Origin of the sequence: Leptolyngbya sp. Cla-17 (assembly GCF_016807185.1) — a bacterium.
Classification (GTDB): domain Bacteria; phylum Cyanobacteriota; class Cyanobacteriia; order Leptolyngbyales; family Leptolyngbyaceae; genus ULC077BIN1.
Genome location: NZ_JAEVYN010000002.1, coordinates 1,187,809 through 1,200,350, shown reverse-complemented (window position 1 = coordinate 1,200,350; position 12,542 = coordinate 1,187,809). Strand labels below are relative to the sequence as shown.

General features: G+C 47.2%; 12 protein-coding genes. 8 read left to right on the top strand and 4 right to left on the bottom strand.

Annotated features, from left to right (window positions below; all coding sequences use genetic code 11):
- Nucleotides 1-2: 2 nt before the first annotated feature.
- Nucleotides 3-1,898 carry a lipoxygenase family protein gene (locus tag JOY44_RS16680; protein WP_171574755.1) on the top strand — a complete coding sequence of 632 codons (1,896 nt, stop codon included), beginning with the start codon at nucleotides 3-5 and terminating at the stop codon, nucleotides 1,896-1,898.
- A 76-nt stretch (nucleotides 1,899-1,974) separates the two neighbouring features.
- Here JOY44_RS16680 and JOY44_RS16675 read toward each other — a convergent pair whose 3' ends face one another.
- Nucleotides 1,975-2,643, bottom strand: a complete 669-nt coding sequence (locus JOY44_RS16675; RefSeq protein ID WP_171574754.1) for a HEAT repeat domain-containing protein — start codon at nucleotides 2,641-2,643, stop codon at nucleotides 1,975-1,977.
- 130 nt (nucleotides 2,644-2,773) lie between these two features.
- Nucleotides 2,774-4,216, bottom strand: coding sequence for an MFS transporter (locus JOY44_RS16670; RefSeq protein ID WP_171574753.1), 1,443 nt, complete (start codon nucleotides 4,214-4,216; stop codon nucleotides 2,774-2,776).
- Between the two features lie 71 nt (nucleotides 4,217-4,287).
- Between JOY44_RS16670 and JOY44_RS16665 the strand changes: the two genes are divergently transcribed.
- Both JOY44_RS16665 and JOY44_RS16660 read left to right on the top strand, forming a co-directional pair.
- The gene (locus tag JOY44_RS16665) at nucleotides 4,288-4,806 is read left to right on the top strand and encodes a phosphoribosyltransferase (RefSeq protein ID WP_171574752.1); all 519 of its coding nucleotides are present in this window, start codon (nucleotides 4,288-4,290) and stop codon (nucleotides 4,804-4,806) included.
- A gap of 380 nt (nucleotides 4,807-5,186) precedes the next feature.
- Entirely contained in the window at nucleotides 5,187-5,486 is a 300-nt protein-coding gene (locus tag JOY44_RS16660; protein ID WP_171574751.1) for a hypothetical protein, read from the top strand.
- A gap of 18 nt (nucleotides 5,487-5,504) precedes the next feature.
- On the opposite strand, the gene JOY44_RS16655 is transcribed toward JOY44_RS16660, so the two are convergent.
- Nucleotides 5,505-6,491 carry an AEC family transporter gene (locus JOY44_RS16655; RefSeq protein WP_171574750.1) on the bottom strand — a complete coding sequence of 329 codons (987 nt, stop codon included), beginning with the start codon at nucleotides 6,489-6,491 and terminating at the stop codon, nucleotides 5,505-5,507.
- A gap of 103 nt (nucleotides 6,492-6,594) precedes the next feature.
- Between JOY44_RS16655 and JOY44_RS16650 the strand changes: the two genes are divergently transcribed.
- The 5 genes from JOY44_RS16650 to JOY44_RS16630 all read left to right on the top strand — a co-directional run bounded on the left by JOY44_RS16650 (nucleotide 6,595) and on the right by JOY44_RS16630 (nucleotide 9,790).
- Nucleotides 6,595-7,410, top strand: a complete 816-nt coding sequence (locus JOY44_RS16650) for a D-alanyl-D-alanine carboxypeptidase family protein (protein WP_242541797.1) — start codon at nucleotides 6,595-6,597, stop codon at nucleotides 7,408-7,410.
- Between the two features lie 85 nt (nucleotides 7,411-7,495).
- Entirely contained in the window at nucleotides 7,496-8,032 is a 537-nt protein-coding gene (locus JOY44_RS16645; RefSeq protein WP_171574748.1) for a DUF2059 domain-containing protein, read from the top strand.
- Nucleotides 8,033-8,185: 153 nt separating this feature from the next.
- Entirely contained in the window at nucleotides 8,186-8,830 is a 645-nt protein-coding gene (locus tag JOY44_RS16640; protein ID WP_245404932.1) for an ATP-dependent Zn protease, read from the top strand.
- Between the two features lie 113 nt (nucleotides 8,831-8,943).
- Complete coding sequence (locus JOY44_RS16635) at nucleotides 8,944-9,327, top strand: hypothetical protein (RefSeq protein ID WP_171574746.1); 384 nt, start codon at nucleotides 8,944-8,946, stop codon at nucleotides 9,325-9,327.
- A gap of 64 nt (nucleotides 9,328-9,391) precedes the next feature.
- A complete protein-coding gene (locus JOY44_RS16630; RefSeq protein ID WP_171574745.1) occupies nucleotides 9,392-9,790 on the top strand; it encodes a hypothetical protein in 399 nt (132 codons plus the stop codon).
- A gap of 150 nt (nucleotides 9,791-9,940) precedes the next feature.
- Here JOY44_RS16630 and JOY44_RS16625 read toward each other — a convergent pair whose 3' ends face one another.
- Nucleotides 9,941-12,307, bottom strand: a complete 2,367-nt coding sequence (locus JOY44_RS16625) for a bifunctional serine/threonine-protein kinase/ABC transporter substrate-binding protein (protein WP_242541838.1) — start codon at nucleotides 12,305-12,307, stop codon at nucleotides 9,941-9,943.
- Nucleotides 12,308-12,542 lie beyond the last annotated feature (235 nt).

Here is a 12,542-nt window from a genome sequence, read left to right as displayed (position 1 = left end):
GTATGTCTCCTCATACGACGTCAAAACCCCAGCAGGGTCACTATCGGTATGATCCGACGGTCTTAGATCAAGCAGGTCCGGCACGCCTTTTTTCTCACATCGGAGAGGATGGCATTGCACGCTATGTTTTGACTCAATTGGGACAGGCTGCCGCTAACCAAGGAAAGCTGTCTCATCCATTGAGCCTTTTAAATAGTCAGTTGAAGCGCACAGTTCACAAAGCAGACGAACTTTGGAGCTTTATAACAACACGGCTAGTAGATCTAGAAATTTTTCAGTCGGGATGGTTTAATTTTGATTTGCCACCGGATGAGCAATTTGGAGTAGAGTTTGTTCGCGATCGCCGAGACATGATAGAAGCGCTATTGTCGGCGCAAGCAGCAGCAAAAAAAGAAACTCAGCTAATCCAGGCAAGAGCGCGTTTTTATGAAATTTTGGAGCAGCATCAAAGATCGCGCCCAGTTGTTGCTCATATTCACGAACGGGAAGGTGGGTTAAGCGATCGCGAGTTTGCCCGTCAGCGTCTCGCTGGGCAAAACCCAATGGTATTGCGTCGCATTCAGTCCACCGATCGACCATTGTTGCAAAGCTGGGCGAATCTGGAGTGCTTGCTATCGAATGGCGATCGCATTGATTTAGAGCAAGCAGCGACGGCTGATCGCTTATTTGTGGCAGCTTATCCACTGCTGCAAAGCCTGTCGATTGCCGACTTACAGCCTGGGAGATATGTAGGCAGTCCTGTTGCGCTATTTCATCGCACTCAAAATGAGCTAGAACCGCTATTGATTCAGCTTGAAAATGGTTGTGTAGTCACGCCGCATAATGCAAAAGGCGATTCCTGGATGCAGGCAAAATTGTTTGTGCAAGTGGCAGATGTAACCCATCATGAGTTGATTGTTCATCTGTGTGATACTCATTTGGCAATGGAAGCCTTTGCGATCGCGACTCCGCGCCAATTGCCCGCAACTCACCCGCTGTATCGGTTACTGCGTCCCCATTTTCAGTTCTTGCTGGCAATAAATAGTCGAGGGAACACAGTGCTGCTAGGCGAGGGAGCCGCTATTGATAGATTGATGGCTCCTACACTCAAAGCCTCAATTGGATTAATCAATCGTGCCTATCGAGAACAGTCGTTTGGGGATTATGCTTTACCCAAAAATATTCGGCAGCGGGGCGTTGAGTCCGATTTTTTGCCAGAGTTCCCTTATCGCGATGATGCTTTGCTTTTATGGGATGCAATTCATCGTTATACTACTCAGTTTTTACAGCAGTACTATCCAACGGATGAGTCAGTGCGGCAGGATCTTTATGTGCAAGCCTGGGCAGCAGAACTAGGCAGCTCTCTAAGCGATCGCCCCACTAGCGATTTTCCTCAAGCGCCCTCTTGGCTGCCACCCGACGCGATCGCTCAAGCAGGGCTTGCTCTGCGCGAACGCCCCGACTATGTGCGTGTACCAGGGTTTCCAACCGAACTCTCTACCCTTCAAGCTCTCGTTGACATTACCACTCAACTAATTTTTACTTGCGGTCCTCAACATGCAGCAGTGAACTTTAGCCAGTTTGACTATGTGGGCTATACTCCCAATGCCCCTCTAGCAGCCTATTGTCATCCTAATCGCTGCGCCTCTGTAGAGCAACTGCTGCCTCCACTGAGACAAGATTTAGGACAAATTGAGCTAAGCTTTGCCCTCAGCGGCATTCGCTGGGGACGATTGGGCAGTTCTGATTTAATCGATTTCAAAGACGTTGGCGATCGCCAAGTGTTAGAGCAGTTTCGGACAGATTTAGTCGCGATCGAGCAAGAAATCTCCTACCGCAACCAAAAACGGATTGAGTCTACAGGAATCGCCTATCCTTATCTGCTCCCATCCCGCATCCCCAATAGTATTAATATCTAGCTGAGGATGAAGGTGAAGGTGAAGAGCAGAGGTAAAAGTTTTGAGTTTCCTAATCCTTGCTATTTCTTCCCATTCGTTACCCAGCACTCAACCGCTCTAGAGAAATTCGGGCTGCTTCAGCAACTTGTGAATGGCTATCTTTTGCCAGGTATTTCGCTGCGGAAACACTTTTTGGAGTAGGCAAATGTCCTAGTGCCTCAGCAAGGCGCTGACGGACCAGCCAATCTTCCGACTGGGCAAAGCGGAGGATGTGGTCTACAGAATTGATCGCTTTAATTTCACCCAAAGCCGCGATCGCTGCCTGCTGAAGTACTACTTCCTGACTGTCCAAGGCTTGAATCAGCACATCATAGGCACGGGGATCTTTCAAATTACCCAAAGAAACCGCCGCACTAAAGCGCACTAACCATTCTGTGTCTTCATAGAAAGTGCGAACAAGTGGCTCAAATGCACGGATGTCTTCCAAATAACCTAACGCTCCCGCCGCATCAGCTCGAATGCTATAGTCTGCCTCATTCGTCAAAACATCCAGCAGTAACGGATAGCATTCGTCGGTCTGTTTAATTCCTAATGCAAACACCGCCATCGATCGCACCTGCAAATTTTCATCATGCAGCACTTTTTTGATCAATGGCACCGCATCGATCGCCGGCACATCTCGCAAAGTTGCCAATGCGATTCGGCGATCGCGCACATTCTCGCTTTCCAAATCCGTCGCAATTTTTTCTAAATTTGGCTGAGTCACTTTAAAAATCTCTTTACAAAACTTTACTGCTCGCTCATTATAGCGTGGTAATTTTTTGTCAGGAGTTAAGTGTCAGGCATCGTGTGTTAGATCACTTCCTACTCATCACTTCGTGCTTTGCAGTTGTATCTTATTCCTCACTTCCTTGCCGCTTTCGCTCTTGCAACTTCAGCAAAATCTCAGCATGAACTTCACGGGTAATCGGGTAAAAATAAGCCAGTACTAATCCAATCAGCAAAATTGCGGCTGGGATAGGACCAATCATCAGCCGAATTGCCCACAATGCTGAGTCTGGCTGAGTAGGGTTAGGCTGACCTGCAACGGTTTTTAAAAAACCCGAAACTTGCAGAGATTGCCCGACCAGAAACACCCCGATCGCCAGCGCTACCTTTTGCAACAACACCATATATCCATAAAAAAGACCTTCGCGTCGTTGTCCCGTGTTCAGTTCATCCAACTCAATCACATCAGGAATCATTGACCAAGGCACCAGATAAGCAGTGGATACGCCAACACCTGCCATCACTGCCAACGCATACATCCAGCCGACCTGTCCGGGCTGCAAGAGAAACAGTCCAATCTCTGCAATTACCCACAGCGACATGCCCATAAAGTAGACCGCTTTTTTGCCAATCCGCTTACTCACCTGCGTCCACACAAATAGCATGATCAAGGCAGTCACCTGCACCGCAATCACCACCTTAGTAAAATCTTGTGACGTTAGACCCATCCAGCTTTGGACAAAGTAAGGAATGATGGCGACGGTATTTTGCACGGCTAGCCAAGAACAGAGATAGATGCCCACCACATATAAAAAAGGGCGATTGGTAAAAGCAACTTTTAGCTGTTCCACATAAGACATCGTTTGTGGCGGTAATGGATTGGCTAAGCGGCGGGCTTCTCCTTCTAGCACTCGTTGACGAATACCAAATACGCACCAATATAAAGGCAGTACCGATATGACTGCACATACGCCCCCAATCAGCAGATATTGCTTAATCGGATTGTTCGGGAAAAATCCAAATAAAACGAGCGCGATAATTAAAGACAGAATGCTACCGCTGATGGAAAAGGCAAACCGAAAACTATTGAGACTGGTGCGCTCATCGTAGTTTTGAGTCAGTTCAGGAGTCAGAGCAGTGTAGGGCAAGTTAACAACCGTGTAGAAAGCATTGGAGAAGATGCTGATGACTACGTAGTAAAAAAACAGACCCCACTGATTGGTGTTGGGATTGTCGCTGAAACGAGGCACTACCCATTGCAAAAAGAAAAAGAAACCGAATGGCACAGCGCCCCATAGCATCCAGGGTAAGCGCCGTCCCCACTTGCTTTGGGTGCGATCGCTCAATGCTCCCACCATTGGATCATTAATAGCATCCCAAATCTTGCCAATCAGCAAAATGCTACCTGCCAAGCCAGGATCTAACCCTGCCACATTGGTGAAAAAGACCAGCAAGAACACCACCACAATGTTGGCAGTAATTGCAGGGCCCAGATCGCCTGCTCCATACGCCATCTTTGTCCAGAAACTTAATGGGCGAGAGTCAGGGCTTTCAGAATTAGAATTGTTCATAACAAGATGAGTAAAATTTCGTCAACAGTTGTATTATTCTCTTCGACTTCTGCAATTCAAAGAGCTTGACCATGCCACCAGATCTTTATGTCTCTTGGGAAGATTACCATCACGCGATTGAGCAGCTTGCCGTGAAGGTGTATCAATCCGATTGGCAGTTTAATCAAATTATTTGTTTAGCCAAGGGCGGTTTAAGAGTGGGGGATATTTTGTCACGCTTGTATGACGTGCCTCTAGCCATTTTGTCCACTGCGTCTTATGGGGGCAGCAATAATCAATCTCGTGGTTCGCTGGTTTTTTCCCATGATCTCACCAAAACAACCGCTAATTTGGGCAGCCATATCCTGTTGGTGGATGATTTAGTAGATTCCGGTATAACACTGAAGAAAACCATCGACTGGCTCGATCGCAAATACGGATTCTATATTGAAGAAGTTCGCACCGCTGTGCTTTGGTATAAACAGTGTTCCGTTATCGCTCCAGACTATTACGTGGACTATCTGCCAGACGATCCTTGGATTCATCAGCCCTTTGAACTTTATGAGCAAATGACCGTTGCAGAATTGGTGGCTACCCACTCAAAAAACTAGGGTTAGCGATTTAGTTAATTAAATTTGCAAAGCACTCTCGTTTTTTATGGAGACGATAGCTTTTTGGCGGTTTAGCTTAAATGCCAAAGTAATTTTTGATTGAAGTAGTATTTCTGTAGACAATAAGGGCACTCTGTGAAAAAGCGATCGCTCCTACTAGAGAGTTTTTTCAAATCTTTGATTCATTTAGTTAGCGAAAGCTTTATTTATGTGGAAGAAAGTTCAGCAGAATTGCTCAATTTAACTTCCGGTTCTATTTACAGGGTGTTTGTAATTTCATAATTAAGATGTTTTGTTGCGTCAAATGAGTTTATCTAGCTAGCTGTTGTTCCCTCCATTACTAGATTTGTCCCCATTTATGCACTTTAAATTAAAGAGTCATGTATTCAAACAGCGACCCTAAAGTTTCTCATGACCCTTCATCGCTGCGCACCAAGCGGATTGGTGGCTATTTGGTTGAAGCTGGATTACTCACACCCGCCCAAGTAAACGTGGCGCTAGATGACCAAAAAGTAAACGGACTGCGCTTTGGAGAAATCTTGGCAGCACGAGGGTGGGTAAAACAGCAAACGATTGAATATCTCATGGAAAAAGTTATTTTGCCTGAGCAAGAGTCTTTGCAGCAACAGGATAGTTCAGGTGACTCTACTCATCAATCTGATGATGTAGACACCGTTTAGCGAAAGTGAAATTGCAGCTCACTGATATCCACCAAATAGCCATAGCCATAGCGGTAAAGTCAGCAACAGGGTGAGGCTACCGATCGCGATCGCGGTTACCGCCAGTTCATAATCCAGTTCATAGGCTTCTGAAATCACCAGCGTGGCAAATGCAGGTGGCATTGCCATTTGCAGCAAAATTGCCCGATGCACCAATCCATGTACGCCCAAACCCCACAGACCGGTGCCGATTACCAGAGGCACTAGCAGCATTTTAATACTGATGCTGAAAGCGGCAGGTTGAATGCTGTTGAACGAAGACAGTTGGCTTAAGCGCATCCCCACCAGTACTAAAGATAGTGACACCACGCTCCAAGCAAACCCACGTAAGCTTGCTTCTGCTAACGGTGAAATTGCCATATCTCTCACTGCTAACCCCACGCAAAACCCCCATAATGCCGGATTGACTAGCAGAGTGCGGAAGAGTGTGCGAAGTGATCGCTGCCAACTATGATTCGTCTGGTGCTTACCCCAGCGCGAAGCCACCGCCACACCTAAGCCATAGGCTCCTAGGGTAGAGCCGAGCATGTCATAAAATATCGCCCAGGCAAAGTAGTCTGCACCCACTAACGCTAGAGAGACAGGAAATCCAATATAGCCCGTATTGCCCACCATGGAGGTGAGTAAGAAACTCGCTTGGGTTTTGCGATTCCAACAGGCGCGATCGCTCTCAAGGTCTTTTCTAAACCATTGTTTTATCCAGGGATGCCCATACTGTATCCACCCCCATGCAAGGCTGCTGCCCAATAAAATCGCAGCCCAAGCAGCCAGTGGTGCAATCCACAGGGATGCAGAAATGAGCGCATGGCGCAAAAAAGCCACAATTCCGATGGGCACCCCAATCCAAAAAAGAAATTTGCCAAGAGCAATAGGAGCCTTGGCTGGCAATATTCGCCCCAACAGCCAGCCCAACCCCGTCCAGCTTAAAAGTGGAATGTAGATTGCTAGCAGGTTTGAAAATGGCATAGCTTGACTGAATGCTTGTTGGAAAATTCGATTTCAGTCTACGGTTCCTAGTGTTAAGATGTTGCCTGTTAAGCAGGCGCTCACCAGAGCAGGAGTCAAACGCTTGGATAAGATTAGCGCACTAGATAACTCCTCGGATGTTACTAAACATCTGCCAGACGATATTCCGATTGCGCTACGCGACATTCCAAGTGTTGCACCGAAACCTACGGTTGATCGATCAATGTTGATGGCAGGTTTGACGACGCTTGGCGCGATCGCTCTAGCCGCAGGAATTTTGGTGGCAGTACAGCTTCAGCGTTCTCAGCAAGCTCAGTCTAGTAGCACCGCGGTCGCAGCCAATTCTGCTCAGTCGGTAACGGCTGCTAACCCAACTGCATCACCAACTTCAACAACGGTAAATGCAGATACGATGCTAGGGCACTTTCGCTATGCAGAAGCAACTCAAAGTGAGTTAAGCTCTGTCACTGCCGATGGCTCTATTAAGATGAGAAAAGCCGCTGCCAAAGCCTATCAAGAGATGGAAGCCGCCGCCCAGCAGGAAGGCGTGAGTTTGGTGCCCCTCTCTGGCTTTCGATCGCTCACCGATCAAGATTATCTCTTCTTTGGGAAGAAGGCAGAAAGGGGACAGGTTGCCGCCGAACGGGCAAAAGTAAGCGCTCCTCCCGGTTACAGTGAGCATCACACAGGTTACGCGTTGGATATTGGGGATGGTGCTGTGCCTGCCATGAACCTTAGCCCGGATTTTGAAAATACACCTGCCTTCAAATGGCTGAAGGTAAATGCACCGTTCCACAGCTTTGAGCTATCGTTTCCTAAAAACAATAAGCAGGGCGTGACCTATGAACCCTGGCATTGGCGCTTCGTCGGCGATCGCGCCAGCCTCGAAACGTTTTATAAAGCACGGATCAAAAAATAGCGATCGGATATTGGTGATGCATGTTGGTCAAGCATTTAGAGGAATATTCTCGTGATTGGATGTCGTCCACCAACAGGAGTGACCCATGTGTAAACTTCAAACATGGCGTTCAAAGTGGCTGCCCATTGTCTGCATCATATTTGTCGCCTGTACAGCCAACTCCCAGCCAGATCCTTCCCAGCGAGGCCGTTCAGAAATTGGGACCACAGCTCAGCCTAAGCAGGAATTAGCGCAAGCAGTTCTCTCAGAGATCGGAATCGCTCAGCACTATGATCGATACCTTGGTAACAGTGTTGACATCGTAGTTGCACCCGCTACCAATAGACCCAAATTTCATGCATGGCTGCAAGGCGTTTTGGCGCGAGAAGCGGGATGGAGCCATGCAAAATCTAGCTATCTTGCGCGATTAGAAGCCACATTTTCAGAAGCAGAGCTGAAAGAATTATTAACTCTATCTAAGCAACCCCTGATGAAAAAGTTGATGCAAACTGAGGTTCAAGCCTATGTGGATGCATCTCCAGAGCGGCGCAAGCGACTTCAGAAAGTGTGGGACGATTATAATTCTGGTCGGATTCAAATTCCACCAGAGGTTGCGAAAGAAGCCGAACAGCCACGCAAATAATTCGTTGTTTAAACCTATGGGCAGATTTAGCCTTAGCCATCCGCTACTGCTCTGCATTTGTTGCTAGGCTAAATATCAATCGCCACTTACAAATCACTCTCAATGAGTCAGTTGTCCCTTAATTTGGTTGCCATATCTATTTTTTTGGTTACCATGTCCGCGTTGCTGGGACCGCTGGTGGAATTGTCTCCCGTGGTGCCTGCGATCGCCACTGCGAGCGCTTTAGGATTAGCTGCACTGGACACTCTCACCTGGCAGGGGCGCGGCTCCACTTTGATGCTGGATTGGCTAGCGGGGTTTTCTAAAGAGCATCGGGCACGAATTATTCGGCATGAAGCAGGGCACTTTTTGGTGGCTCGTCAGTTGGACATCCCCGTCACAGACTACACTCTCAGCGCTTGGGAAGCTTTGAGAAAAGGGCATCCGGGGCAGGGCGGCGTGCAATTTGATACACAAATTTTGGATGCAGAATTGCAGCAGGGCAAGTTATCGGCACAAATGCTTGATCGCCTTTGCACGATTTGGATGGCGGGAGGAGCAGCAGAAGCAATGGTCTATGGTAATGCTCAAGGGGGCGATGATGATCGCGGGAAACTGCGTGCCCTGCTGATCCAAATTCGCTTTTCAGCCGCCGACCGTCAGCACAAAGAGCGACTTTCCGTCCTACGTGCTAAAACTCTGCTGGAGACTCACTGGACGACGTATGAAGCACTCGTGGCTGCAATGGAGCGACGAGAAACTGTGGAGGAATGCGATCGCATTATCGCTTCTGCCGTAGCGTTACCAGAAAATCTTTAAATCTAAAATCTTCAAGATTATTAAGAGCGCCGTCTTGAAAGGAACACGCTAAAGTAGTGGGAAAGAATGACACGATTATAATAGCTAGTAACCATTAGAGGAGATAACCTGAAATGAATCAATCAAGTTTATTAATATCCACTCGCCGCGCCACCTATTTTGTTTTGAGTGGGCTGATGGTTACTACAATTCCTTTCGTTACAGCTGTTTCAGTTCAGGCTCAAATCGCTTCCCCAATCCAAGACTCGCGGGCAAAGGACGATGCCAATTTTTTCTCTGGGCAGTCTGGGGACGCAACCAGTAGCTTTACAAACTTCATGCTGCGTGCATTGCAAGGTAATTCCGTTAGCCCTGAAGACTATGCATCCGATAAACGAGAGAGTTTAGATAAGGAAACCGCTAATTTTCGCAAGCAGCAAGCAGATCGTCTTCGGCAGCAAGCGCCTCAATCGGCTACACCCGCTGTTTTAGAAGTGGGCACCCCCAAGTCTAATTAGTGACATTCCATAAACCAGCTGATAGGCTAGATGCAAATACTTTTCTCGGTGTGAGGTATATTGCATGAATAGTCAGAAAGTATGCTGGAGTTTCATTTCAGCGTTAGCAGCAGTATGTGGAATTGAGTGCTTTAGCATGGCAAATTCCGCGATCGCAGCGCCATTAAAAGATGTGTCTGCTCAGGCCGAACCTGTTGAACTCGCCCAGGCAACCACTGTCTGTCGGCGCGTTTTGCCAACACCCACATTAGTCAGAACAAACGGTGTTTTGCTCCGCTCAGAAGCGTCTAGAAGCAGCAGAATTGCTGGGATTGGCTATGCTCCAGGTCAAAAGTTTGATACTGCCCGCAAAACGGTCAAATCTAGCGATGGTTTAATTTGGCTGGAAGTAACAGCCCCTCGCGCTGGCTGGATTTGGGCAGGCAGTGGAAACAAGATTACTAATATTGGTAATTGTTTGTAGGAAATATTGCAGCTTCTAACTGTTACAAAAATCCAAGTTGCTATCTGGGCATATCTATTGATATGCCCTTTTTAATCGAACTTCTTGATTTCTAAAAGTGAATAGTGATTGAATTTTGTTCTCAGACTCAGCTTTGAGACTATTCAGTGCCTATTTTTTGTTTAGTAAAGTTGAGTTGGAAAAACGTGGGTTTAAGGGGGTAAATAAATATCGTTTATTGGAGCCTGTGGTAATCGGTGCGACAGTAATGTAGCTAGGTAGTTGATTGCGCTTCGCCTGAAAGCTCACCATTCCTTTTGCTCCGGGTACCGAAAAATTTGGCTCAGATAAAGCCCGATAAACTCCATCCCGTGTGGGATCTTGGCTTAATCCTTTGATTAGGGCTTGAGCTGCGTCATAGGCAAGTGCAGTGCGCCAACTGATCAGGTCTCGTTGCCCCCAAAGTTTTGTTCCCCGCTGTAAAAAGGGCGTATCAGTCACATCTACTGGCACAGCCAGAACGATTCCCATAGCTTTGTCTTTTGCAATTTTAGGAACGCGTGCGGTAAACATGCTATCTCCGCCCAAAATGGGTATTCGGCGGTTGGCGCTTTCAATCACTCGAATGGCTTTATCCATCACTTCATTGTCGGGTGCTAGCATTAGCACTTCAGTTTTGCTGGCGATCGCCCGATTAACACTATCTTCAGCATCAAAATCGGGTCGAGACAGGTCTACTTCTTCTATTACATTCAGATTTGCAACACCGCTGTAATCAAGTGCCGCTTTGAACTCTTTTGTTAACGATTGACTGTATTGACTATTCGAATTGTAAAAAACGACCACTCGACGCTTCTGCAACACACGAACCATATAGTCTTTCAAAGCTTTCGCGGTTTGTTGATCAGTTGGCATCGTTTGAAAAATGTGGTCGCCAATCTCTCCTAGCTTCATAGCTGAACTCACAGGCGCAATCATTACCAGGCGCTGATCCTGGTAAACCTGGGCGGCGGCAAGACTGGTGTCGCTGGTGCCGTGTCCGATAATTCCCAATAGATTGGGATTCTTTGTCAGACTCTCCGCCACCTGTTGAGATACCTCGCGCTGGTTGCTGTCATCGGCGATCGCCACTTTCAGAGACACCCCCTGAATTCCACCCGCCTGATTTATCTCATTTTGGGCTGCCGCCACACCCCGTAAAATTTCCTGAGCAGAATCCAACGTGCTACTCAGCGGTACAGCGACAGCAATTAAGTGCGCTTTGCTGGTTCCTATGCGGGCATTATTTAAGTAGATCAAAGTTTCAGGATCGCTAGGATTTTCTGCGCGAGCGGCTTCTAATGCAGTAACGGCTTTATCATAATTACCTGCGGCAATGTGATCAATTCCTTGCTGCTTCGGAGGATTGGATGACCACCGATTGAGCTGTTTGCTGCCTGTACTGATGCGATCGCTTTCCAAAGAAATACCCGGTGGCGTAAGAGTTCGGCTCACTTGCCACGGTAAGGTGTTAGGAGCATCGGACAAACTGCGACCTAAAACTGCAATTGCCAGAGTTCCCAGGATAGCGAGACCCACTCGTGCGAAAGACGGCTTGTTGGAAGCCGTAAACATCCGAGTTATCTGACTAGAATTTTCACTATCCCTTGTAGGCTCACTGATCAAGGTGGTAGTAGCAGTTGCTTCTGGAGACGTGGTTAACAGCGTCGGAGCGGTTGAAATCACCTTTCGCAACGCTTGCAATGCTTCACTTGCTGAGTGAAAGCGCTCCATAAAGTGAAAGCGCGTCATTTTATGAAGTACGGCTGCTAATTCGTCACTAGAGATCGCCTGATCTCGCCAAATCAGCTCAGACGTTCCATAGTCGTGAGGTAATTGAGCTGGGTGAGAACCTGTCAATGCTTGAATGCCAACCATTCCTAGGGAATATAAATCACTACTGAAGCGGGGTCGTCCCAAGCATTGCTCACTAGCGGCATAGCCAGTAGTATAAATCGGCATACTTAAACTGGTTTCACCCATCGTTTCGGCAACCGTATTTCCAATCGTTTTAACGGCTCCAAAATCAATCAGAACCAGCTTGCTGTCTTGGCGACGGCGAATTAAATTTGCAGGTTTAATATCTCGATGAATTACACCTTGAGCATGAACATATTCCAGAATATTTAGGACATCTTCTAGCAAAGGAACCACTTCAACTTCACTCAGTTGAATGCCTTTAGCTAGTTCAGTGCTGAGCGGATGCCCTTCAATAAACTCTTGAACTAGGTAAAACTGGTGATTTTCTTCAAAATATGCCAATAACCGAGGGATCTGGTCATGCTGTCCTAGCCGCTCTAACGTTTCGGCTTCCGCCTGAAACAAGCGTCTAACCTGTTGAAAAACAGCAGTATCATTACTACTGAAGGTCAAATGCTTAAGAACACAACGAGGATTGCCAGGGCGTTGGATATCTTCTGCAATATAGGTGTGCCCAAATCCACCGGAGCCTAAAACCTCAATCACCTTGTAGCGTGCACCGATCAGTTCGCCTATCATCGTATTCACGGAGTGCAGCAGAATGATGCTTCTGATAGTGAAGCGCTTTTCGTAAAAGACTTTATCGCGACTTTGGTTATCCTGCCACCATTAAGAGGCTAGTTTATCAGACCAGGGGGGATCGCATATCAGAACTCAGCCCGTTAATTTTTAGCTCTTAGCCTAAAACATTACCCTAAAAAATCTGAATTTAGAATCCCATCTACACTTAGTAGTCGATAAGATTCTCGTTGTC

Coding starts and splice junctions, on each gene's coding strand:
- JOY44_RS16680 (WP_171574755.1), top strand. CDS start 3: ATGTCTCCTCATACGACGTCAAAACCCCAGCAGGGTCACTATCGGTAT.
- JOY44_RS16670 (WP_171574753.1), bottom strand. CDS start 4,216: ATGAACAATTCTAATTCTGAAAGCCCTGACTCTCGCCCATTAAGTTTC.
- JOY44_RS16665 (WP_171574752.1), top strand. CDS start 4,288: ATGCCACCAGATCTTTATGTCTCTTGGGAAGATTACCATCACGCGATT.
- JOY44_RS16660 (WP_171574751.1), top strand. CDS start 5,187: ATGTATTCAAACAGCGACCCTAAAGTTTCTCATGACCCTTCATCGCTG.
- JOY44_RS16655 (WP_171574750.1), bottom strand. CDS start 6,491: ATGCCATTTTCAAACCTGCTAGCAATCTACATTCCACTTTTAAGCTGG.
- JOY44_RS16645 (WP_171574748.1), top strand. CDS start 7,496: ATGTGTAAACTTCAAACATGGCGTTCAAAGTGGCTGCCCATTGTCTGC.
- JOY44_RS16640 (WP_245404932.1), top strand. CDS start 8,186: ATGTCCGCGTTGCTGGGACCGCTGGTGGAATTGTCTCCCGTGGTGCCT.
- JOY44_RS16635 (WP_171574746.1), top strand. CDS start 8,944: ATGAATCAATCAAGTTTATTAATATCCACTCGCCGCGCCACCTATTTT.
- JOY44_RS16630 (WP_171574745.1), top strand. CDS start 9,392: ATGAATAGTCAGAAAGTATGCTGGAGTTTCATTTCAGCGTTAGCAGCA.
- JOY44_RS16625 (WP_242541838.1), bottom strand. CDS start 12,307: ATGATAGGCGAACTGATCGGTGCACGCTACAAGGTGATTGAGGTTTTA.